The sequence below is a fragment of the Massilia sp. Root335 genome (assembly GCF_001425685.1).
Taxonomy (GTDB): domain Bacteria; phylum Pseudomonadota; class Gammaproteobacteria; order Burkholderiales; family Burkholderiaceae_D; genus Telluria; species Telluria luteola.
On the sequence record NZ_LMCY01000052.1, the window covers coordinates 38,553 to 61,202 of the forward strand.

24 protein-coding genes are annotated in these 22,650 nt (G+C 66.6%); 11 read left to right on the forward strand and 13 right to left on the reverse strand.

From position 1 onward, the window contains the following. Positions 1–62 precede the first annotated feature (62 nt). The 5 genes from ASC93_RS26770 to hutC all read right to left on the reverse strand — a co-directional run bounded on the left by ASC93_RS26770 (position 63) and on the right by hutC (position 3,687). Positions 63–332 carry a type B 50S ribosomal protein L31 gene (locus ASC93_RS26770; protein WP_056449958.1) on the reverse strand — a complete coding sequence of 90 codons (270 nt, stop codon included), beginning with the start codon at positions 330–332 and terminating at the stop codon, positions 63–65. A gap of 143 nt (positions 333–475) precedes the next feature. After that, positions 476–748 (reverse strand): hypothetical protein, encoded by a 273-nt coding sequence (locus tag ASC93_RS26775; protein WP_056449961.1) that lies wholly within the window; start codon positions 746–748, stop codon positions 476–478. Positions 749–884: 136 nt separating this feature from the next. Further along, positions 885–2,147: a transcription termination factor Rho gene (gene rho / locus ASC93_RS26780; protein ID WP_056449963.1), complete on the reverse strand. Its 1,263-nt coding sequence runs from the start codon at positions 2,145–2,147 to the stop codon at positions 885–887. A gap of 138 nt (positions 2,148–2,285) precedes the next feature. Next, the gene (trxA, locus tag ASC93_RS26785) at positions 2,286–2,612 is read right to left on the reverse strand and encodes a thioredoxin TrxA (protein WP_036236119.1); all 327 of its coding nucleotides are present in this window, start codon (positions 2,610–2,612) and stop codon (positions 2,286–2,288) included. A gap of 355 nt (positions 2,613–2,967) precedes the next feature. Beyond that, the gene (gene hutC, locus ASC93_RS26790; protein WP_229412885.1) at positions 2,968–3,687 is read right to left on the reverse strand and encodes a histidine utilization repressor; all 720 of its coding nucleotides are present in this window, start codon (positions 3,685–3,687) and stop codon (positions 2,968–2,970) included. A gap of 137 nt (positions 3,688–3,824) precedes the next feature. Between hutC and ada the strand changes: the two genes are divergently transcribed. Further along, positions 3,825–4,913 (forward strand): bifunctional DNA-binding transcriptional regulator/O6-methylguanine-DNA methyltransferase Ada, encoded by a 1,089-nt coding sequence (gene ada, locus ASC93_RS26795; RefSeq protein ID WP_056449966.1) that lies wholly within the window; start codon positions 3,825–3,827, stop codon positions 4,911–4,913. Next, on the forward strand, positions 4,910–5,599 hold the full coding sequence (locus ASC93_RS26800; RefSeq protein WP_056449968.1) for a 2OG-Fe(II) oxygenase: 690 nt from the start codon (positions 4,910–4,912) through the stop codon (positions 5,597–5,599). The genes ada and ASC93_RS26800 overlap by 4 nt, the downstream gene beginning before the upstream one ends. A gap of 20 nt (positions 5,600–5,619) precedes the next feature. On the opposite strand, the gene ASC93_RS26805 is transcribed toward ASC93_RS26800, so the two are convergent. Continuing rightward, the gene (locus tag ASC93_RS26805; RefSeq protein WP_056449970.1) at positions 5,620–6,288 is read right to left on the reverse strand and encodes a transposase; all 669 of its coding nucleotides are present in this window, start codon (positions 6,286–6,288) and stop codon (positions 5,620–5,622) included. 256 nt (positions 6,289–6,544) lie between these two features. Here ASC93_RS26805 and ASC93_RS26810 point away from each other — a divergent pair, with 256 nt between their 5' ends. Next, positions 6,545–7,045, forward strand: a complete 501-nt coding sequence (locus ASC93_RS26810) for a hypothetical protein (RefSeq protein WP_056449973.1) — start codon at positions 6,545–6,547, stop codon at positions 7,043–7,045. Positions 7,046–7,055: 10 nt separating this feature from the next. On the opposite strand, the gene ASC93_RS26815 is transcribed toward ASC93_RS26810, so the two are convergent. Beyond that, positions 7,056–7,694: a glutathione S-transferase family protein gene (locus ASC93_RS26815; protein WP_056449975.1), complete on the reverse strand. Its 639-nt coding sequence runs from the start codon at positions 7,692–7,694 to the stop codon at positions 7,056–7,058. 171 nt (positions 7,695–7,865) lie between these two features. Here ASC93_RS26815 and ASC93_RS26820 point away from each other — a divergent pair, with 171 nt between their 5' ends. From ASC93_RS26820 to ASC93_RS26855, 8 genes are all read left to right on the forward strand, one after another. Beyond that, positions 7,866–9,548 (forward strand): amidohydrolase, encoded by a 1,683-nt coding sequence (locus tag ASC93_RS26820; RefSeq protein WP_056449977.1) that lies wholly within the window; start codon positions 7,866–7,868, stop codon positions 9,546–9,548. 113 nt (positions 9,549–9,661) lie between these two features. Continuing rightward, on the forward strand, positions 9,662–11,368 hold the full coding sequence (gene hutU, locus ASC93_RS26825; RefSeq protein ID WP_056449979.1) for a urocanate hydratase: 1,707 nt from the start codon (positions 9,662–9,664) through the stop codon (positions 11,366–11,368). Positions 11,369–11,376: 8 nt separating this feature from the next. After that, positions 11,377–12,927: a histidine ammonia-lyase gene (hutH, locus tag ASC93_RS26830; protein ID WP_056450165.1), complete on the forward strand. Its 1,551-nt coding sequence runs from the start codon at positions 11,377–11,379 to the stop codon at positions 12,925–12,927. 95 nt (positions 12,928–13,022) lie between these two features. After that, positions 13,023–13,823, forward strand: coding sequence for an N-formylglutamate deformylase (gene hutG / locus ASC93_RS26835; RefSeq protein ID WP_056449981.1), 801 nt, complete (start codon positions 13,023–13,025; stop codon positions 13,821–13,823). After that, positions 13,820–15,181, forward strand: coding sequence for a formimidoylglutamate deiminase (locus tag ASC93_RS26840; protein WP_056449983.1), 1,362 nt, complete (start codon positions 13,820–13,822; stop codon positions 15,179–15,181). Before hutG ends, ASC93_RS26840 begins: the two co-directional genes overlap by 4 nt. Before the next feature lie 24 nt (positions 15,182–15,205). Further along, complete coding sequence (locus ASC93_RS26845; RefSeq protein ID WP_056449986.1) at positions 15,206–15,823, forward strand: HutD family protein; 618 nt, start codon at positions 15,206–15,208, stop codon at positions 15,821–15,823. Further along, positions 15,816–17,063: an imidazolonepropionase gene (hutI, locus tag ASC93_RS26850; RefSeq protein ID WP_056449988.1), complete on the forward strand. Its 1,248-nt coding sequence runs from the start codon at positions 15,816–15,818 to the stop codon at positions 17,061–17,063. The genes ASC93_RS26845 and hutI overlap by 8 nt, the downstream gene beginning before the upstream one ends. A 30-nt stretch (positions 17,064–17,093) precedes the next feature. After that, the gene (locus ASC93_RS26855) at positions 17,094–18,656 is read left to right on the forward strand and encodes a glycine betaine ABC transporter substrate-binding protein (protein WP_200958409.1); all 1,563 of its coding nucleotides are present in this window, start codon (positions 17,094–17,096) and stop codon (positions 18,654–18,656) included. Here the strand turns inward: ASC93_RS26855 and ASC93_RS26860 are convergent. The 6 genes from ASC93_RS26860 to ASC93_RS26885 all read right to left on the reverse strand — a co-directional run bounded on the left by ASC93_RS26860 (position 18,644) and on the right by ASC93_RS26885 (position 22,498). Further along, the gene (locus tag ASC93_RS26860) at positions 18,644–18,835 is read right to left on the reverse strand and encodes a hypothetical protein (RefSeq protein ID WP_056450169.1); all 192 of its coding nucleotides are present in this window, start codon (positions 18,833–18,835) and stop codon (positions 18,644–18,646) included. The genes ASC93_RS26855 and ASC93_RS26860 overlap by 13 nt on opposite strands. A 255-nt stretch (positions 18,836–19,090) precedes the next feature. Beyond that, positions 19,091–19,582: a GNAT family N-acetyltransferase gene (locus ASC93_RS26865; RefSeq protein WP_056449990.1), complete on the reverse strand. Its 492-nt coding sequence runs from the start codon at positions 19,580–19,582 to the stop codon at positions 19,091–19,093. Beyond that, positions 19,579–20,520: a DMT family transporter gene (locus tag ASC93_RS26870; protein ID WP_056449992.1), complete on the reverse strand. Its 942-nt coding sequence runs from the start codon at positions 20,518–20,520 to the stop codon at positions 19,579–19,581. Before ASC93_RS26870 ends, ASC93_RS26865 begins: the two co-directional genes overlap by 4 nt. A 49-nt stretch (positions 20,521–20,569) precedes the next feature. After that, the gene (locus tag ASC93_RS26875; RefSeq protein ID WP_056450171.1) at positions 20,570–21,025 is read right to left on the reverse strand and encodes a glycine zipper 2TM domain-containing protein; all 456 of its coding nucleotides are present in this window, start codon (positions 21,023–21,025) and stop codon (positions 20,570–20,572) included. Positions 21,026–21,049: 24 nt separating this feature from the next. Further along, entirely contained in the window at positions 21,050–21,487 is a 438-nt protein-coding gene (locus ASC93_RS26880; protein ID WP_056449994.1) for a DUF962 domain-containing protein, read from the reverse strand. A gap of 45 nt (positions 21,488–21,532) precedes the next feature. Beyond that, positions 21,533–22,498: a LysR family transcriptional regulator gene (locus ASC93_RS26885; protein ID WP_056449996.1), complete on the reverse strand. Its 966-nt coding sequence runs from the start codon at positions 22,496–22,498 to the stop codon at positions 21,533–21,535. Between the last annotated feature and the right edge of the window lie 152 nt (positions 22,499–22,650).

Below are 22,650 nucleotides of genomic sequence, written 5' to 3' on the forward strand. Positions count from 1 at the left end.
GAAGCCTGCGGGCTTCCTTCTTTGGAAGGCCGCAGGCCTTCCGGTGTTCGCTCGTCGGGGACTTAGCCGTTGGCGACGCTGGTCTTCGAACCGACCGTGCCGAACTTCTGGCGGAATTTTTCAACGCGGCCAGCGGTGTCGACGATCTTGTGCTTGCCGGTAAAGAACGGGTGCGACTCAGCGGACACCTCGATCTTGACCAGCGGGTAATCTTTACCTTCGAAATTGATCGTTTCGCGGGTGGAGATGGTCGAACGGGTGATGAATTTGAAATCGCAGGACAGGTCGTGGAACACGACTTCGCGGTAATCCGGATGGATATCGGTCTTCATGGTTTTGCCTTGGTTTAAGTTGGTAGCCAAACGGCACTTCGTCGGTCGACCTGCTTCTTGACCCGATTGCCGATCACTTGCCAGGGGTGGATACGGAACCGGCGATTATAAGCCAGCCGTGCCGCCAAGGCAACCGGCGGCGCTCAGACGCCGTGCAGGCGCCCCATCATGGTCAGGATCATGCCGGCGAAGCCCAGGACCATCGTGACGGCTGTTGCCGCCATCCATTTGCTCAGACGGGCGGCTTCGCCATGGATGTCGGTCTTGAGTTCGGCTTTCAGTTCCGAGAGGTCGGCTTTGTTGGGCAGCATGGTCATTGTCGTATCGAAGCGCGTTTCGAGGACAGTCAGCCGGCGGTCGAGCAGCAACTCCTTGTTGCGCTGCGCCGGGGCGTCATGCAATTCGTGGGGAGTCATGTGAATCTCCTGGTGGTGGTCTCGGTGCGGATTCTCCGCGCCTGACCACCCCGGGACTTGACCTAAATGAATCGTAGCGCAAAAAGCAGAAAAGGCGAGTACGACTCGCCTTTTCGTGGGATGCCTGCGACTGGAATCAGCCGCCGCGACGCATCAGGTCGAAGAACTCGATGTTGTTCTTGGTCGCGCGCATCTTGTCGAGGATGAACTCCATCGCCTCGATCTCGTCCATCGAGTACAGCAGCTTGCGCAGGATCCAGATCTTCTGCAACTGGTCCGGCTTGATCAGCAATTCCTCGCGGCGGGTGCCCGACTTGTTCAGGTTGATCGCCGGGTAGACGCGCTTCTCGGCCAGGCGGCGCTCGAGGTGGACTTCCATGTTGCCGGTGCCCTTGAATTCCTCGTAGATCACGTCGTCCATGCGCGAGCCGGTCTCGATCAGCGCGGTCGCGACGATGGTCAGCGAGCCGCCTTCCTCGACGTTACGGGCGGCGCCGAAGAAACGCTTCGGACGCTGCAGCGCGTTGGCGTCGACACCGCCGGTCAGCACCTTGCCCGACGCCGGGATCACGGTGTTGTAGGCGCGTGCCAGGCGGGTGATCGAGTCGAGCAGGATCACGACGTCCTTCTTCATCTCGACGAGGCGCTTGGCCTTTTCCAGCACCATTTCCGCGACCTGCACGTGGCGGGTGGCCGGTTCGTCGAACGTCGACGCCACGACTTCGCCGCGCACCGAGCGCTGCATCTCCGTGACTTCCTCGGGACGTTCGTCGATCAGCAGCACGATCAGCGTGCAGTCCGGGTGGTTGGCGGTGATCGCGTGGGCGATGTGCTGCAGCATGACCGACTTGCCCGACTTCGGCGAGGCGACCAGCAGGCCGCGCTGGCCCTTGCCGATCGGCGAGATCAGGTCGACGATGCGGCCGGTGATGTTTTCCGCGCCGTTCATGTCGCGCTCGAGGCGCAGCGGCTCGTTCGGATGCAGCGGGGTCAGGTTTTCGAACAGGATGCGGTGCTTCGAGGCTTCCGGCGATTCGCCGTTGACCTTGTCCACCTTCACCAGCGCGAAGTAGCGCTCGCCGTCTTTCGGCGTACGTACTTCGCCCTCGATCGAGTCACCCGTATGCAGGTTGAAGCGGCGGATCTGCGACGGCGAGATGTAGATGTCGTCCGTCGAAGCCATGTAGCTCGCATCCGGCGAACGCAGGAAACCGAACCCGTCCGGCAACACTTCGAGCGCACCGTCGCCGAAAATCTGTTCGCCTTGTTTCGCGCGCTTTTTAAGGATCGCGAACATCAGTTCTTGTTTGCGCAGGCGAGCTGCGTTGTCGATATCCAGGCTGATCGCCATCTCCAGAAGGGCGGAGACGTGCATTGCCTTCAGTTCAGATAAGTGCATGTGTCGGGTGTCCCGTGACGGGAATGTAAAGGTAGGGGAGGGGACTGCGTGGGTTAATCAAAGGGATAGGATCGGAATCGATCGCCTACCCGGTCCGGAACAGGCGGCAGTGCGGGCGCGCTGCCGCCACCAATGGTATCAGATGTTGCTATCGATGAAAGCAGTCAGCTGGCCTTTTGCCATGGCGCCGACTTTCTGGGCGGCTGCGACACCGTTCTTGAACAGGATCAGCGTCGGAATGCCGCGGATGCCGAACTTGGCCGGCACGGCCTGGTTCGCATCGACGTCCATCTTCGCGATCAGCAGCTTGCCATCGTATTCTTTCGCGACTTCTTCCAGGATCGGCGCGATCATCTTGCAAGGGCCGCACCACTCGGCCCAGAAGTCGACGAGGACCGGACGCTCGGACTTCAGCACGTCGGTTTCGAAAGATGCATCGCTGATGTGTTTGATGTTTTCGCTCATGTTTTCCTCAGTGAGAGGTAGGTCAATTAATCCCTGCAGGTCTTCTTGGACCTTCATCGATCCTGCTCGGTAGTGTCAGCCGGTTCCCGTACTTGTCAGACTGGCTTGCTGCACAAAGGTGGTGCCGATGTGTGCAATATTCAATAGTGGAAGAGCTGCAAGAGGATGTCAGGCGGGGTTTAATCGGAATAATAACCGATTTTTTTGGAACGTGTTCGTGAGCTTTGTACAAAATCTCAACATATGCCGCGGCATGCGCAGCGTTCCTGATTGACCGCAGCCATTATCACGGAAGTCCGGTCGATGTGGCGACCCGGGCGGAACTATTTTTCGCGCCGTGGTCCAAGTGGCATCGTCAGCCGACGCTGCCCGTGAATTTATACAAATGTCCTGGGTGCCACATCGTCACGACCGACGCCACCCGGCCGTTCGACGTGGTGCGGCGCTTGAGCACGAGGCACGACGTGCCGGGGGCGACGTCGAGCATCTCCGCCACGTCGCGCGGCGCCGGCAGCGCCTCGATGCTGTAGGTGGCGCCCTGCAGCGGCGCGGCCGTCATCAGGTGTTCGTTGGGCGTGATGCGTGAAAAATCCTGTTCCAGGTAGGCCGGCGCGCAGGCCGGATTGACCCAGCGGTCCTCGACCTGGATCGGCCGGCCGTTCTCGTCGTGCACGATCAGGGAATGGAACAACGACGTGCCTGGTTCCAGTTCGAACTGGTGCGCCAGCGCCTCGCCCGCCGGGCTTTGTTCCAGCAGGCGCGGACGGCTCGCATGCACGTGGCCGCGCGCGTGGACTTCGTCGGCGATGTTGCGGATCTCGACCAGCGTCGCCTGGTATTTCTGGGGCGCGACGTAGGTGCCCGACCCCTGGCGGCGCGTGAGCACCTGTTCCGCCGTCAGTTCGCGCACCGCGCGGTTGACGGTCATGCGCGAGACGCCGAACTGGCGCACGAGCGCCTGCTCGGAGGGCACCAGGTCGCCTTCCTTCCAGCGGCCCGACGCGATTTCGCCGAGCAGGTAGTCCTTGATGCGCTGGAAAATGGGCGTGCTGTCTTGCGCGATCTGTTCGTCCAAACTACTCTCCGGAATTCTGGATGCCACCTCGGCGATTAGAGGCGCCATTCTAACACCGCGAATTCGAAAGCAAGACCCGAAGTGTTTGCCGCCACGCCCGCGCTTACGATGGGGCCATCGAGAATCTGGAGAACGAGATGAACACCGCCACCATCCGCCAATCCGCGGCCACACCCGCCGCCTACGTCACCGACGACGAGCGCTGGGCGGCCGTCGTCGCCCGCGCGCGCGACGCCGACGGCCAGTTTTATTATTCCGTGCGCAGCACCGGGGTGTACTGCCGGCCCTCGTGCCCGTCGCGCACGCCGCGCCGCGCCAACGTGGCCTTCCACGCGACGCCGGGCGACGCCGAGGCGGCGGGTTTCCGCGCCTGCCTGCGCTGCCGTCCGGACGCGCCGCCGCTGGCCGAACGCCAGGCCGACGCCGTGGCCAGGGCCTGCCGCCTGATCGAGGCCGCCGAGGAAGAACCGGATCTCGCCAGCCTGGCCGAGGCCTGCGGCATGAGCCGCTTCCACTTCCACCGCATCTTCAAGGCCCATACGGGAATCACGCCCAAGGCCTATGCGGCGGCGCGGCGCGCCGAGCGCCTCAAGCAGGGACTCGCGCAGGCAGGCAGCGTCACCGCGGCCGCCTACGACGCCGGCTTCAATTCCAGCGGCCGCTTTTATGCCGCATCGTCCGGCATGCTGGGCATGACGCCCAGGCGCTATCGCGCGGGCGGCGGCGGCGAGGCCATCCGCTTCGCCGTGGCGCAGTGCTCGCTGGGCGCGCTGCTCGTGGCGGCCACCGACAAGGGCATCTGCTGCATCCTGCTGGGCGACGATCCGGACGCGCTCGTGCGCGACCTGCAGGACCGCTTCCCGAAGGCCGACCTGATCGGCGCCGAACCCGGCTTCGAGCGCACGGTGGCCCAGGTCGTCGCGTTCGTCGAAGCGCCGCGCCTCGGCCTCGACCTGCCGCTCGACGTGCGCGGCACCGCGTTCCAGCAGCGCGTCTGGCAGGCGCTGCGCCAGATCCCGGCCGGGCAGACGGTAGGTTATGCCGAACTGGCCGCGCGCCTGGGCATGCCGCGGGGCGCGCGCGCCATCGCCGGGGCCTGCGCCGCCAATCCGGTGGCGGTGGCGATTCCCTGCCACCGCGTCGTGCGCAACGACGGCTCGATCTCCGGCTACCGCTGGGGCGTCGAGCGCAAGCAGGCGCTGCTCCAGCGCGAGGCCGAGGCATGACGGCCATCGACTGGGACCGCGCCGGCGCCGACCTCGATGCGTTCGGATGCGCCGTGCTGCCGGCGCTGCTGGACCCCGACCAGTGCGCGGCCTATGCGGCCGGTTACACGGACGACGCGCGCTTCCGCAGCCGCGTCGTGATGGAGCGCCACGGCTTCGGACGCGGCGAGTACCGCTACTACGCGTATCCGCTGCCGCCTGGCCTGGCAAGCCTGCGCACGGCGCTGTATCCGCCGCTGGCGCGCATCGCCAACCGCTGGCAGGCCGCGCTCGGGCTGGACGAACGCTATCCGGACGCGCACGCCGACTACCTGGCGCGCTGCCACGCGGCGGGCCAGCTGCGGCCGACGCCCCTGCTGCTGCAATACGGCCCGGGCGACTACAACTGCCTGCACCAGGACCTGTACGGCGACCACGTGTTCCCGCTGCAGGTGGCCGTGCTGCTGGCGCGCCCCGGGGTCGATTTCAGCGGCGGCGAATTCGTCCTGACGGAGCAGCGTCCGCGCATGCAGTCGCGCGCCGAGGTGGTGCCGCTGGGGCAGGGCGACGCCGTCGTCTTCCCCGTGCACACGCGCCCCGTCAACGGCACGCGCGGCATCTACCGGGTCAACATGCGGCACGGCGTCAGCCGCGTGCGCAGCGGCCATCGGCATACCCTCGGCATCATCTTCCACGACGCCGCCTGATACCGGCGCCAGAACCGGGGTCAGAGCCCGGTTTTTGGAAATTGTGCTACCGCATCATCAAGCACCGTGGCTCTCGCTTCTTCGATGCCGAGAGAACGGTTGCCATTGCTGGCGTCCCTGATTTCTGCGAGGAGTTGATCGGGCAACGCTTCCCCGCATAGCTGGCGGTATGCAGCCTGGCGCGGGATCGTTTCGTGATGCAGACGTAGATAAGCAAGATGCGGTTTGATCAGGGAGCTGTCCTGTCCGAACGCATTGATCCGGTAACTGGACCAGGGGTAGTGCTCCGGCTCGTCCACCATCTGCGCGCGGACGGGATTCAGCTCGATGTAGCGCTGGCATGCCAGAAAGTATTGCTCGTCGAGCACGAGGCAAGAGCGAAAGCGGCCTTCCCACAAGGTTCCCGTACGTGTGTGACGACGGTTGAAGTATTGCACGTAACGCTGGCCCAGGCGCTGCATCAGTACGCTCGCGCCATGCTCATCATCCGGAGAGAAAAGTAAATGAGTGTGGTTGGTCATCAGTACGTAGGCGTGCAGGGCACAGCCACAGTCGTATGCGCATTCACGCAACATGTCGAGATAGACGAGATAGTCGCTCCGGCAGGTGAAACACGGAAGCCTGTTGTTGCCCCGTTGGATGACATGGAGCGGAACCGACGGCAGGACGAGGCGGCGCGGACGTGGCATGGCGAAAACAGGAGGCGGCGGAAGGCGAGAGGATACAAAATCGTCCCGCGGCGTGGGTGAGCAAGATCAACCGTGCAACAGTGTCCGGGCCAGGGGCGTGAGGAACTTTCCAAAAACCGGGCTCTGACCCCGACGTTATGAAATTTGCCAGGCGGCGCATAATTTTTACCAGGCGCCAGGCATGCATATGTTTCGGTCGTAACATCGACATACCTGCGTTGCCGCAGGCATAAAAACGATTCCAACGGAGACAAGCATGAGCGTATCGCGTCGCCTGTTCCTGGCCGCCCTCGGCGCGGCCGGCGTGGCCGGCGGGAGCCTGGCCCGGGCCGGGAACCTGCCGCAACCCCTCGTCGCCTACGATGACGAGTTGAAGAACGGTTTCCAGAACTGGAGCTGGGCCAGGACGCAGTTGGCGGTCCCCATCGGCAACGGCAAGCCGATCCGCGTCGAGGGCGATCCATGGAGCGCCCTCGCGCTGCACCATGATGCGTTTTCCACCGAGGGGTACAGCAAGCTGACCTTCGTCATCAACGGCGGCAAGGACGGCGGCCAGACCCTGATGGTCAAGGCCATGGCGGACGGCAAGGCGATCGACGCCGACTACGTCATCCAGCCCAAGGCGAAGACCTGGGCCGTCGTCGAGGTGCCGCTCAAGGACATCAACGCGGCCGGCAAGACCATCGACGCCATCATCTGGCAGGGCCAGGGCACCGCGTATTCGCCTTATTACATCACGCGCATCCAGTTCGAATGAACGCGCGCGTTCAGGGGAGGTCGCCGCCCGAAAACGGGTCGATCGAGTAGGGGTACACGGTGCCCAGGAAGCCCGGCTGCGCGCGCACCCGGGCGATCCAGCGGACGACATGCGGATGGTCGGCCAGCGCCAGTGCGGCTTCGTCGGCCCGGTGGACGTAGGCGAACAGCGACATGTCGGCGATCGTGTACGTGTCGCCCGCGATGAACGGGCGTTCCGCCAGCTCGCGCTCGAGGATCGCCAGCGCCTTGTGCGCGACGCGGCGCAGGCGTTCGACCAGCGCCGGTGCGCGCCGCGCCAGCTTGCCCGTCAGCGTCCAGTGGCGCAAGGTGGCGATCGACGCCACGTGGTCCTGCTCGAACGACAGCCATTGCTGCACCTTCGCCTGGCCGAACGGATCGGCCGGAGAATATGGCGTGCCGTGCGCCAGATACGTCAGGATGGCGTTCGATTCGGCCAGCGTGCGGCCGTCCGCGAGGCGCAGCGCCGGCACCGCGCCGGTCGGGCTCACGGCCAGGAATCCGGGGCGCTGGCCTTCGCCTTCGAAGATGCGCACGATCTCCGTGCGGTAGGGCATGTCGAGGTGGTTCAGCAGCAGGCGGACTTTCCAGGCGTTCTGGGATGGCAGGTAATCGTACAGGGTGAGCATCGTGGTCTCCATTGGTTGAGCCACGATTGGACCATCGCGCGCCGCGCCGCACCCTCCGGTTCTTGCGATCGAACGCCGGCCCGGCGATTGACCAGAATGTAAAATTCTATACACTCTGTTTCTTGCTGTTGAACCGTACCCCGGTTCATCCACCATCGAACGGAGACCGCGATGCGCCTGCGCCACAAGCAAACGAGGCACACCCTGATCGCCCTGGCCCTCACCGCCGCCACGGCCCACGCCACCACCGTCATCGACAACGCCAACGGCTACACGCTGGACGCGAAGGGCGACGTCGTCCAGTTCGCGTCGCTCGCGTTCGACGACGCCGGCCGCATCCTCGCCGTCGGCTCGGCGGGCGACGTGGCGGCAAAAACAGCAACCGGGGCCACTCGGGCGAAGCACGTCGACATGGCCGGCCGCACCGTCCTGCCGGGCCTCATCGACGCCCACGGCCACGTGTTCGGCCTGGGCGAGATGCTGACCCAGCTCGACCTGTCGGCGACCACGTCGCTGCCGCAGGCGCTGGCCGCGATCGGCGCGTACGCGCGCGCCAACGCCGATCGCGCCTGGGTGCGCGGACGCGGCTGGAACCAGGAAAACTGGAAGCTGGGCCGCTTCCCGACGGCGCAGGAGCTCGATGGCGCCGTCGCCGACCGCCCGGTGTGGCTGGAACGCGTCGACGGCCACGCCGGCTGGGCCAACGGGCGCGCGCTGGCGCTGGCCGGCATCACGGACCGGACGCCTGATCCGGCCGGCGGAAAGATCGTGCGCGACGCCGCCGGCCACGCGACGGGCGTGCTCGTCGACGCCGCGCAGGGGCTGATCGAGAAGGTGCTGCCGCAGCCGACGGAGCAGGAAGCCCGCACGATGCTCGACCGCGCGCTGGAAAAGATGGCCAGCGTCGGCCTCACGAGCGCGCACGACGCCGGCATCGGCGTGGGCCAGGACCGCTTGTATCGCGATTACGCCGACCACGGCAAGCTGACGGCGCGCATCTACGCCATGATTGGCGGCACCGGCGCGGACTTCGACCAGCTGTCGAACAACGGCCCGCTCAACACGTACGGCCACGACATGTACGCGCTGCGCGCCGTGAAGCTGTATGCCGACGGCGCGCTGGGCAGCCGCGGCGCCGCGCTGCTGGCGCCGTACACGGACGACCCGCATTCGCACGGCCTGCTGTTCCACTCGAACGGCGAAATCGACGCGATGATCGCCAAGGCGATGAAGAAGGGCTACCAGGTCAACGTGCACGCGATCGGCGACGCCGGCAACCGCCAGATCCTCGACACGTTCGCCAAGGAGATCCCGGCCAATCACGGAGAAGCACTGCGCCACCGCATCGAGCACGCCCAGGTCGTCACGCCAGCCGACATCCCGCGCTTCAAGAGCATCGGCATCATCCCGTCGATGCAGCCGATGCACGCGACGTCCGACAAGAACATGGCCGAGCAGCGCATCGGCCCCGAGCGCATCAAGGGCGCGTACGCGTGGCGCACGTTCCTGCAGCAGGGCTCGCGCATCGCGTGCGGTTCGGATTTCCCGGTCGAAGCGCCGAACCCGTTCTTCGGCATCCACGCGGCCGTCACGCGCCAGGACGCTGCCGGCAATCCGATCGCCGGCTGGTATCCCGAGCAGGAGATGTCCCTCAAGGAAGCGTTCCGCTGCTTCACGCTCGACGCGGCGTACGCCGGGCATCAGGAAAAAACGCTAGGCTCGCTCGAAATCGGCAAGTACGCGGATTTCATCGTCGTCGACCGCGACATGTTCAAGATTTCGCCCTATGACATCCACAAGATCGGCGTACTGCAAACGTGGGTCGGCGGGCGCCAGGTCTGGCAGAAAAAGTGAGCCGCCCACGCGGAATAGGTTGACGTAGTTGTATAGACAACTTAGACTTTCTGGAATGCGGGCGGCGCCGATGTGCTCCGCTATTCCCGCGCATCCTTTTCGAGGAGTCCAACATGACCACAGTCTCTCCCACCGGCGACCCGCGTTTCGATCCCACCCGCGTCATCCGCGCCCCGCGCGGCAGCGAACTCACGTGCAAGAACTGGCTGACCGAGGCGGCCTACCGCATGCTGCAGAACAACCTGGATGCCGAGGTGGCGGAAAACCCGCAAGGCCTCGTCGTCTACGGCGGCATCGGCCGCGCCGCGCGCGACTGGGCGTGCTACGACCAGATCCTCGCGTCGCTGCGCGAGCTGGACGACGACCAGACCCTCCTGATCCAGTCCGGCAAGCCGGTCGGCGTGTTCCAGACCCATCCCGACGCGCCGCGCGTGCTGCTCGCGAACTCGAACCTCGTGCCGAAATGGGCGACGTGGGAGCATTTCAATGAGCTCGACCGCAAAGGCCTGTTCATGTACGGCCAGATGACGGCCGGCAGCTGGATCTATATCGGCACCCAGGGCATCGTGCAGGGCACCTACGAGACGTTTGCCGAAGCGGGCCGCCAGCACTTCGGCGGTGACATGGCGGGACGCTGGATACTGACCGCGGGCCTGGGCGGCATGGGCGGCGCGCAGCCGCTGGCCGCGACGTTCGCCGGTGCCGTGTCGCTGAACGTGGAGTGCCAGCAGAGCAGCATCGACTTCCGCCTGCGCACCCGCTACCTCGACAAGCAGGCCAGGGACATCGACGACGCGCTGGCGATGATCAAGACGCATATGGAACGCAAGGAAGCCGTTTCCATCGGCCTGCTGGGCAACGCGGCCGACGTGTTGCCGGAGCTGGTGCGCCGTGCCAGGGAAGGCGGCCTCGTGCCCGACGTCGTCACCGACCAGACGTCGGCCCACGACCTGATCCACGGCTACCTGCCGCGCGGCTGGACCATCGAACAGTGGCAGGCCGCACAGCGCGACCCGGGACAGCACGCGGCATTGAAACAGGCGGCGGCGGAATCGTGCGCCGTCCACGTGCAGGCGATCCTCGACTTCAAGGCGCTCGGCGCGCATGCCGTCGACTACGGCAACAACATCCGCCAGGTCGCGTTCGACCAGGGTGTGAAAAACGCCTTCGACTTCCCCGGCTTCGTGCCCGCCTACATCCGCCCGCAGTTCTGCGAGGGCCGCGGCCCGTTCCGCTGGGTCGCGCTGTCCGGCGACCCGGAAGACATCTATAAGACCGACGCGAAGATCAAGGAGCTGTTCCCGCAGCACGCGCGCGTGCACCGCTGGCTCGACATGGCGCGCGACCGCATCGCGTTCCAGGGCCTGCCGGCGCGCATCTGCTGGCTGGGCCTCGGCGAGCGCCACCTGGCCGGCCTCGCGTTCAACGAGATGGTGCGCACGGGCGAATTGAAGGCGCCGATCGTGATCGGGCGCGACCACCTGGACACGGGCTCCGTCGCGAGCCCGAACCGCGAGACGGAAGCCATGCGCGACGGCACCGACGCCGTGTCCGACTGGCCGCTGCTGAACGCCATGCTGAACACGGCCGGCGGCGCGACGTGGGTGTCGCTGCACCACGGTGGCGGCGTCGGCATGGGCTATTCGCAGCACGCCGGCGTCGTCATCGTGGCGGACGGCACGGAGGCCGCCGATAAACGCCTGGCCCGCGTCCTCGTCAACGATTGCGCGTCCGGCGTGATGCGCCATGCGGATGCCGGCTACGAACTCGCGATCGAGACGGCGAAGCGCTTCGGCCTGCGCCTCCCGATGATCAAGTAATGCAGAATATCGACACCATGACACAAGCACATCACCTCATCCTGAAACCGGGCGCATTGTCCCTGGACGACCTGCGCGCGGCCTGGGGCACGCCCGGCGCGCTGACCCTCGCACCGGAGGCGTATGCCGCCATCGAGACGTCGGCCGCCACCGTGCAGGCCATCGTCGCCAAGGGCGATCCGGCCTACGGCATCAACACCGGCTTCGGCATCCTGGCCAAGCGCCACATCCCGCAGGCGCAGCTCGAACAGCTGCAGCAGAACCTGATCCTGTCGCATGCCGTCGGCACCGGAGAGTACCTGCCGGACCACGTCGTGCGCCTGATCCTGCTGACCAAGATCGGCAGCCTGGCGCGCGGGTATTCCGGCGTGCGGACGCTGATCGTCGACACGCTGATCGCCCTGTACAACGCCGGCATCATGCCCGCGATTCCCTGCCAGGGTTCCGTCGGCGCGTCCGGCGACCTCGCGCCGCTGGCGCACATGACGCTCGCGATGCTGGGCGTGGGCGAGGTGCGCATGCGCGGCGAGATCATGGATGCGCGCGCCGCGCTGGCGGCCGCCGGCATCGAACCGGTCGTGCTGGCGGCGAAGGAGGGGCTGGCCCTGATCAACGGGACGCAGGTGTCGACGGCGCTGGCGCTGCACGGCCTGTTCCTGGCCGAGCGCCTGCTGGAAGCGGCGATGGTGGCAGGCAGCATGTCGCTGGACGCCGCGCGCGGCAGCGACGCCCCGTTCGACCCCCGCGTGCATGAAGTGCGCGGCCAGCCGGGCCAGATCGCGGCGGCGAAGATTTATCGCCAGCTGGTGGCGGGCAGCGCGATCCGCGCGTCGCACCTCGTCGGCGACGAGCGCGTGCAGGACCCGTACAGCCTGCGCTGCCAGCCGCAGGTGATGGGCGCCGTGATGGACCTCATCGCCCAGGCCGGCCGCACCCTGCTGATCGAATCGAACGCGGTGACTGACAACCCGCTCGTGTTCCCGGATTCCGGGGAAGTGATTTCCGGCGGTAATTTCCACGCGGAACCGGTCGCCTTCGCCGCCGACATCCTGGCGCTGGCGATCGCCGAGATCGGCGCGCTGGCCGAGCGCCGCATCGCGCTGCTGATCGACGCCACCTTGTCCGGCCTGCCGCCGTTCCTCGTGCGCGAGCCGGGCGTCAATTCCGGCTTCATGATCGCGCACGTGACGGCGGCCGCGCTGGCGTCGGAAAACAAGTCGCTGGCGCATCCGGCCAGCGTCGACAGCCTGCCGACGTCCGCGAACCAGGAAGACCACGTCAGCATGGCGACATTCGCGGCGCGCCGTCTCGGCCAGATGGCGCACAATACGGGTGTCATCGTCGGCATCGAGCTGCTGGCGGCCGCGCAGGGCATCGAATTCCACCGCCCGCTGACGAGCTCCAGCCACCTGGAACATGTTCACGCAAAATTGCGCGAGCACGTGCCGGCATTCGACGCCGACCGGTTCTTCGCGCCGGACATCGAGGCGGCGCGCCGGATGGTGATGGACGGCGAATTGTCGGCCGCGTGCAAGGATTTGTTCGCCGCGCTGCACTAAGGGCGAACTGGCAGGGTGGGCGGCCTGTGCCCACCGAACGCGCGTCGCGGTAATGCATGGTGGGCACGGGGTGCCCACCCTACTACGGAGTCACGATGGATTTCAGGTTCAAGGCGGGTTCGGTGCCGCTGCTGCTGTCGATGCCGCACGCCGGCACCGACATTCCCGACGACATCGCGGCGCGCATGGCGCCGTGCGCGCTGGTCCGGGCCGACACGGACTGGCACCTGCCCGACCTGTACGCGTTCGCCGGCAGCCTCGGCGCGTCGACCTTGTCGGCGCGCTGGTCGCGCTACGTCGTCGACCTGAACCGGCCGCCCGAGGACACGAATTTGTACCCGGGCCAGGACACGACGCGTCTGTGTCCCGTCGACACGTTCGCGCGCGAGCGCCTGTACCTGCCCGGCCAGGAACCGGACGCCGCCGACATCGAACGGCGCCTGGAACGGTACTGGCGTCCGTATCACCGCCAGCTGCGCGCGGAACTCGATCGGCTGCTCGCGCTGCACGGCCAGGTGGTGCTGTGGGAAGCGCATTCGATCGCGTCCGTCGTCCCGCGCTTCTTCGAGGGCCGTTTGCCCGACCTGAACTTCGGCACGGCCGACGGCCGCTCGTGCTCGTTGCAGCTGCAGGGCGAGATGATGCGCGTGGCCGAATCGCAGGACCGCTTTTCCTTCGTCTTCAACGGCCGCTTCAAGGGCGGCCACATCACGCGCTTCTATGGCGACCCGGCTGCCGGCGTGCACGCGATCCAGCTCGAGATGTGCCAATGCCTGTACATGGATGAAGCGCCGCCGTTCGACTACCAGCCCGACGTCGCCGGCAGGGTGCAGCCGCTGCTGCGCGAATTGATCGGGGCGGCCGTCGCGTGGGCCCGCGCGGGAGGACACGCATGAATGCCCTGTTCGCGCGCCACGCCTTGCTGGCCGGCGGCTGGCACCGGGACGTGCTGCTCGAATGGGACGTGCGCGGCGACCTGACCCGGGTCGCGCCGGAGGCCGCGCCGCCGCTCGGCGTGGCGCGCGCCGACTACGTCCTGCCGGGCATGATCAACCTGCATTCCCACGCTTTCCAGCGCGCGATCGGCGGCATGACGGAACGTGCCGGTGACGGTCCGGACAGCTTCTGGACGTGGCGCGACCTGATGTACCGCGTCGCCAACCGCATCACGCCCGAGCAGATGGAAGCCGTGGCCGCGCAGTTGTACGCGGAATGCCTGCGCCACGGCTACACGGCCGTCTGCGAGTTTCATTACGTGCAGCGGGCGCCGGGCGGCCATGTCTACGGCAACCCGGCCGAGACGGCGCAGCGCATCGCCCAGGCCGCGCACGAATCGGGCATCGGCGTGACGCTGCTGCCCGTGATGTACGCGTATGCCGGCTTCAACGACACGCCGCTCAAGCCGGAGCAGGAACGTTTTCGCACGGACCCCGCCCAGGTGCTGCGCATCGTCGAGGCCTTGGCCCCGTTGCGCGGGCCGCAGCTGGAAGTGGGCGCGGCGCCGCATTCGCTGCGCGCCGTATCGGCCGGCCAGCTGCGCGAGCTGGCGCAGGCGCTGCCGGGCGACCGGCCGCTGCACATCCACATCGCGGAGCAGCAGCTCGAAGTGGCGCAGTGCGTGGAGGCCACCGGCATGCGTCCCGTCGACTACCTGATGCACGCAGTGGACGTCGACGCGCGCTGGTGCCTCGTGCATGCCACGCACCTGTCGGACGCGGAGCGCGACCGGTTGGCAGGCAGCGGCGCCGTCGCGGGGCTGTGTCCGACGACGGAAGCGAACCTGGGCGACGGCCTGTTCCCCTTTGATTCATACATCGCGGCGGGCGGGCGCTTCGGCATCGGCAGCGACAGCCACGTGTCGCAGAGCCCCGTCGAAGAACTGCGCTGGCTCGAATACGGCCAGCGCCTCGCGCACCAGCGCCGCAATATCGCGGTGCATGGCGAGGAGCGCGACGTCGCAAGCTTCTTGTGGCAACATGCGCTGCTGGGCGGCGCGCAGGCGGCCGGGCGCCGTCTCGGCGTGCTGGCACCGGGCCGGCGCGCGGACCTGCTCGTGCTGGACGGCGCGCACCCGAACCTGGACGGGGTGCCGCCGCACGAAGTGCTCGGCCGCTTTTTGTTCAGCGGCAGCGACAATCTCGTACGCGACGTGCTGGCCGGCGGCCACTGGGTGGTGCAGGGCGGCCGCCACAAGGCGCAGGATGCGATCGCGCAGCGTTACAAGGCGGCCGTGCGTACACTGCACGCACATTGATGTTCAGACGATGAGGTGCAAGTCATGACGATGCTGATCCCGTATGCAGGCCTGGCGCCGGTATCGTGGAAAAACGGTGGCGGCAGTACGACCGAGATCGCCGTGTTCCCGCCCGACGCCGGTTTCGACGAATTCGACTGGCGCGTGAGCCTGGCCACGATCGCGAACGACGGCCCGTTTTCCATGTTCCACGGGGTCGAGCGCACGCTGGTGCTGGTCGACGGCCACGGCATGACGCTCGAGATCGACGGCGCGCCCACCTTGCTGTCGAAAGCCGAACCGGTCGCCGCGTTCGACGGCGAGTCGCGCGTGGAGGCCAAGCTGAATCGCGGCCCCAGCACCGACTTCAACGTGATGACCCGCACGGACCGTTGCTGGCACCGTTTCGGCCGCCGCCAGCTGGACGGCGACTCCACGTTCGTCGCGCGCGCCGACGTCACCGTGCTGTTCCTTGCCGAAGGCGACAGCCTGGAGCTGTGCAGCGACGACCAGCGCATCAACCTGGTGCGCTTCGACGCCGTCGTGCTCGACCCGGACACGACCTGGAAGCTGCAGGCGGGACAGGGTGCCATCTTCGTCGTCGACATCCATTACTACGACGACGAACACGACCTCGAACACGAGGACGGCGCCTATGAGTGATGCAGGGGCAAGCCGCGCCGACGTCCTGTACACGAACGCCCGCCTCGCCACGCTGGACGGTGGCGGTGGCGGTGGCGGTGGCGATGGCTACGGCATCGATGAGGATGGCGCCGTGGCCGTGCGCGGCGGACGCATCGCCTGGGTCGGACCCCGTGCCGAGGCGCCGCCGGCGCAGCGTGTCCACGATTGCGGCGGCCTGTGGCTGACGCCCGGCCTCGTCGACTGCCACACGCACATCGTCTACGCCGGCAACCGCAGCGACGAATGGGAAGCGCGCCTGAACGGCGCCACCTACGAGGACATCGCGCGCGCCGGCGGCGGCATCATGTCCACGGTGCGCGCCACCCGCGCGGCATCCGAAGACGATTTATTGGCCGCCAGCCTGCCGCGCATCCGCGCCCTGCTGGCCGAGGGCGTCACCACGCTGGAAATCAAGTCCGGCTACGGCCTCGACCTGGCATCGGAGGCGAAGATGCTGCGCGTGGCGCGCCGCGTGGGCGCGTTGCTGCCGGTGGACGTGTGCACGACGTTCCTCGGCGCGCACGCGCTGCCGCCCGAGTACGCGGGCCGCGCCGACGACTACATCGACATGCTGTGCGGCGAGATGCTGCCGGCACTGGCGGCGCAGGGCCTCGTGGATGCCGTCGACGCGTTCTGCGAGCGCATCGGCTTCTCGCACGACCAGACGGCGCGCGTGTTCGACGTGGCGCGGCGCCTCGGGCTGCCGGTCAAGCTGCACGCGGAGCAGCTGTCGGACCAGGGCGGCGCGGCGCTCGTCGCGCGCCATGGCGGGCTGTCGGCCGACCACCTCGAATGGCTGTCGCCCGAGGGCGTGGCCGCGATGGCGCAGGCCGGCACCGTGGCCGTGCTGCTGCCCGGCGCCTATTATTTTTTGCGCGAGACGCGCATGCCGCCGCTTGCCCAGTTGCGCGCCGCGGGCGTGCCGCTGGCCGTCGCCACCGACTGCAACCCGGGCACGTCGCCCATGACGTCGCTGCTGCTGGCGCTGAACATGGCGTGCACGCTGTGGCGCCTGACGCCGCTGGAAGCCCTGCGCGGCGTGACCGTCAACGCGGCCCGCGCCCTGGGCCGCGCCGACGCCGGCAGCCTGGCGCCGGGACAGCGCGCCGACTTCGCCCTGTGGGACATCGCCCGCCCGGCCGACCTGGCCTACGCCATCGGCGCGAACCCGTGCCGCGGCGTCGTCAACGCCGGCGTCTGGCGCGATCGGTTATCCTGACCGCTCATCCACAACGCCATCGGAAGCAGCATGTTGAGATTCGCCGTGCTGGTGCTCGCCTGCGCCGGCATCCTGTCGTCCGCCCACGCCGACAATGTGCTGCGCGTGGGCTCGAAGCGCTTCACCGAGTCGTACATCCTGGGCGAGATCCTCACCCAGACCGCGGCGCGCGCCGGGCCGGCCGAACATAAACAGGGCCTGGGCAACACGGCCATCGTGCTGGGCGCGCTGCGCTCGGGCGCGATCGACGTCTATCCGGAATACCTGGGCACCATCGACCTGGAAATCCTCAAGAATCCGCAACCGACGTCGCTGGATGCGATGCGCGCCGCACTGCGTCCGCTGGGCCTGGGCGTGGCCGTGCCGCTGGGGTTTTCCAACGGGTACGCGCTGGCCGTGCGCGGCGATGCCGACCTGCGCCGCCTGTCCGACCTGGCGCTGCACCCGGACATGAAAATCGGCCTGTCGCACGAATTCCTCGGCCGTGCCGACGGCTGGCCGGGCCTCGCGCGGCGCTACGGCCTGGCGCAGCAACCGCGCGGCCTCGACCACGGCATCGCGTACGAAGCGCTGGCGCAGCGCCAGGTCGACGCCATCGACATCTATTCGACCGACGCCAAGATCCGCCAGTACGGCCTGCGCGTGCTGGACGACGATAAACAATACTTTCCGCGCTACGACGCCGTGCTGCTGTACCGGCTCGACCTGCCGCAGCGTTTTCCGCAAGCGTGGCGTGCCATCGAGCGGCTGGAGGGCAGCATCACGGCCAACGACATGATCGCGATGAATGCTGCGGCCGAGCTGGATGGACAGGGTTTCGCGGCAATTGCGAAGACATGGCTGGGTAGGGTGGACGGCTGCGCCGTCCACGCGTCCAACCCACGTACGAATTGCCGCGACGGTCGACCGGACGTTGAACGCGTGGACGGGAAACCCGCCCACACTGCAAACGTCGTACGCGATGGCCTGCTGACCAAAACCTTCGGCAACGGTTTTATCAACCTTGCGCGCCAACACCTGCTGCTGGTCGTGCTGGCCGTCCTGCTGGGCTGCCTCGCCGGCATTCCGCTCGGCATCGTGGCCGCGCTCGTGCCGCGCCTGCGCCAGGCCGTGCTGGCCGTGGCGGGCGTTTTGCAGACCGTGCCGTCGCTGGCCCTGCTGGCGATCCTGATCCCGCTGCTCGGGCGCATCGGCACGGTGCCGGCGCTCGTCGCCCTGTGCGCGTATGCGTTGCTGCCCATCGTGCGCAATACGTGCACGGGGTTGCTGCAGGTGCCGTCCGGCCTGCGCACGGCCGCGCTGGCGCTGGGACTGACCCGGTGGCAATCGCTGCTGCTGGTCGAGGTGCCGCTCGCCGCGCCGACGATCCTGGCCGGCGTCAAGACGGCCGCCGTGATGAGCGTCGGCACGGCGACCATCGCCGCCTTCATCGGCGCCGGCGGCTTCGGCGAGCGCATCACGACGGGCCTCGCGCTGAACGACAACGACATGCTGCTGGCCGGTGCGATCCCGGCCGCGTTGCTGGCCTTGCTGACCCAGGCGACCTTCGAGTTGTGCGAGCGCCTGCTGGCGCGCCGCCGCTACAGGGATTGAAGTTTCGAACGGGTGGTGGAGATCGCGTGGTGCAGGATGCGTTCCGCGTGGAAGTCGTTTTCGCGCTGGACGGCGATCGCGTGCAGGCTGCGGGTATAGGTGTCGATCCGGGAACGCAGCCAGGCCCGGTAGACCCATCTGGCAATCGACGTGCTGTGCGGTTTTGTCGGCGTTTTCATGTCCGTGTCCTCGTCAGTGACCACATTGTCCCGCTCGACGCGTTCTTGCATTTGTGATCACTCAATCGGGCCCGGCCAACCAAAATACAGCATTCTGTTACCGAGGTAAGCATTTGTAAGGAACCTGCAAATGCGGCGGACAGAGGCTTATATTGAAACCGTTGGATTCAAGTCTCCCCTCCCCATGACGAATGGGTTCACCCACGGCGCTGCCACGCAGCCCGTGGGTTTTTCTTTGTCCGTTTGCGGAAAGCATCAGGCCCCGGCCAGCGCTTCCAGGGGCGTGCCCGTGACGCGGCAGATGCGCCAGTCCGGCAAGATCTCGGCGCCCATCGATTTGTAGAAATTGATCGCAGGCGTGTTCCAGTCCAGCACGGACCACTCGAAACGGCCGCAGCCGCGCTCGACGGCCAGGCGCGCCAGGTGCTTGAGCATGCGGCTGCCGATGCCCTTGCCACGGTGCGTTTGTCGCACATACAGATCTTCCAGATACAGGCCGCGCTTGGTGAGGAAGGTCGAGAAATTATGGAAGAACAGCGCGAACGTCACGACTTCGCCGTCGAGCTCGCCGACGATGGCTTCGCAGGCGGGATGGGCGCCGAACAAGCCCTCGTGCAATTTTTCTTCTGTCGCCACGACGAGGTGTTCCAGCTTTTCGAACACGGCCAGCTCGACGATCATCGATTGGATGTGGGTAACGTCGGCCGGCGTGGCGGGGCGGATCGCGAAGGTCGTTTCAAGAGTCATGGAGTCGTTTCGATTGCATCGTTGAGGTTGACGGATGGGGCCAGCCTGGCGGCCGGGGCGCGCAAGGCCCAGGCGACGCTGCCCAGGCAGACGGCCATGCCCAGCCATTCGGTGAGGCCGGGCCGGTAATGTTCGAGCTTGATCGACAGCAGCACGGAGATCACGGGCGTGATGACGCCGATGTACACCGCCTTGTTCGAGCCGATGCGGTTGATCAGCGTGAAGTAGCAGATGAACGCGACGACCGAGCCGAAGATCGACAGGTGCAGCAAGCCCAGCACATAGCTGGCCGTGCGCGGAATGATGAAGGCCTGGCCCGTCGCGAGGCACCACGCCGCGACCATGCACGTGCCCCAGAACATCGACCAGCCCGTCGTGAGCACCAGGTTGCTGGATTCCTCGCGCACCTTGCCGACGACGATGCTGCCGGCCGAGCTGGCGATCGACGCGGCGATGCCGAGCAGGAGGCCGAAGATGAAATGGCCTTGTCCGCCCTGGTGCAGTTCGCGCAGCGCGTTGCCGATCGCGTGCCAGAACAGCAGCGTGACGCCGGCGACCGCGGCCGCGCCCGCGCCCCAGGTGCGGCCGGGAATCGGTGTGCCGAACGCGATGCGCGCGCAGATCGGCGTCCAGAACACCATCAGCGCGAACAGTACGGCGACGAGGGCCGAGACGACGTATTGTTCGGCGTTATAGGTGCAGACATACGATACGCAGAACGTGAAGAAGCCTTGCAGCAAGGCCCAGCGCTGCACGCGCCAGCGCAGCCGCAGCTTGTCGCCGCGCAGCAGGCAGAACGCGAACAGCGCCAGCGACGCGAGCGCGAACCGGTAGACGACCGACACGGCGGGCGGGACTTCGCCCAGCTCGAGGGTGATCGCGAAGAAAGTCGATCCCCAGATCAGGGAGGCGATGGTGAACAGGGCGTAGGAGGGCATCGCGAAAGTATATCGCGATCGTCCTCCCGATGTGGCCGGTGGCCAATACTCAGTGCGTCACCCGCGTCGTGTAGCCGTTGCTGAGCAGCCGCACACGCTCGCCCGGCCTGAACATCTCGTCGGCCGCCTGCGTGATGGAGCGCAGTTCGCCGTTGTCGAGCTTGACGGTGATTTCGAAGCCGGGCCGGTTGTTCGCCTGGTTCTCGACGCGGTTGCCGATGATGCCGCCCGCGACGGCGCCCAGGATGCCGACGGCGGCCGAGCCGTTGCCGCCGCCGACCTGGGACCCGCCCAGGCCGCCCAGCGCGGCGCCGGCCATCGTGCCGACGCCGGATTCCGGGTTGGCGATGGTGACGTTGCGGACGGATTCCACGGTGCCCATGCGCACCGACTGTTCATTCATCGTCTGGTAGCTGCTGTAGACGCTGCCCGAGTTCGACGGGCCCGCGCAGGCGGCGAGCAGGGCGGTCAGCGGGACGAGGGCGAGGACGGATAGGCGTTTCATGGTCGACTCCATTCAGACTCCAATTCAATAGGCGACATGCAGACGGCGATACAGGAAGCCCAGCACGAACAGCGGACCGATCAGCAGGAAGCGCAGGTCGTCGAAGAACGACGGCTTCTTGCCTTCGATCTTGTGGCCGATGAACTGGCCGATCCAGGCGACGACGAAGATCGCGATCGACAGCGGCAGCACGGTGAACGGCGGCATCAGCGCCAGCACGGCCAGCATCACGGCGCTCATCAGGAGCATGCCGAACGCGAACGGCGGCGACAGCCGGAAGTAATACACGAGCGCCGCGAGCACGGCGACCACGGCAAGCAGAGGGTGGATGCTCCACAGGATGCCCAGCAAGGTGAACACGATCACGGGCACGCACACAAAATGGATCAGCTCGTTGGTCGGGTTGCGGTGGCTGTCGCTGTATTGGTCGAGCAGCACGTCGATGGTGCGCGGCTGGGTCATCGGGGTCTCCGGTCCGTTATTGTGTTTTCGATTCTACACTCGGTTTCATGCCGTGAGCGGGACCAGCAACGGCGCCGGCGCGCCCTGCACGCGCGGCATCGCCCCCATGTGCATATACGGGTTCGCGGCGAACAATTCGGCCACCCACTCGACGAACACGCGCACCTTGGCGGACAGGTGGCGGTTCTGCGGATACACGAGGTGGACCGGCACCGCATCGCTGCGCCAGTCCGCCAGTACCTGCACCATGCGCCCGGCCTCCACGTGCTTGTCGAGCATGTAATCGGTCATCTGGATGACGCCGAGGCCCGCCAGTCCGGCTTCGACGTAGGCGTTGGAATCGTTCAGCGCGATCACGCCGCGCATCGGCACTTCGATGCGTTCGTCGCCGCGGCTGAAATCCCAGTCGTAGATCTTGCCCGTCTTGGCCGAGAAATAATTGACGCAGCGGTGGCGGTCGAGGTCGCGCGGATGCTGCGGCATGCCGTAGCGCGCGATGTACCCGGGCGACGCCGCCGTCAGGAAGTTGAGGACGCCGACGCGCCGTGCGATCAGGCTCGTATCGGTCAACGTGCCGCCGCGCACGGCGCAGTCGACGCCTTCCTCGACGAGGTCGACGGGACGGTCCGAGCTGCCCAGCTCCAGCATGATGTCCGGATAGCGCTCGAAGAACGCGGGCAGGGCGGGCACGAGGATCTCGCTCGACAACCCCGTCGGCGCGTCCACGCGCAGCCGGCCGCTGGGCGACAGGCGCGTGCGCGACAGCGATTCCTCGGCGTCGCGCACGTCGGACAGGATGCGCAGGCACCGTTCGTAATAGGCGGCGCCGTCCGTCGTCACCGTCACCTGGCGCGTGGTCCGGTGCAGCAGCTTGGCCGACAGCGCCGCCTCGAGCGCCTGCACGAGCGTCGATACCGTCGCCTTGGGCAGGTTCATCAAGTCGGCCGCGCGCGTAAAGCTGCCGGCATCGACGACCTGCACGAAGACTTCCATGGCTTGTAACTTGTTCATGACACAACCTTGTCTGTAAGGACACCCTTGAAGTCGGGTTTTGATCGCGAGTATGCATGATTGTTCAAAAATCTGAACAATGGATTCGCAAATGGACTATTTATTGGATTGTAGATGAAGACTATAGTGTCGGTACGGTAGCTGGTAAATGC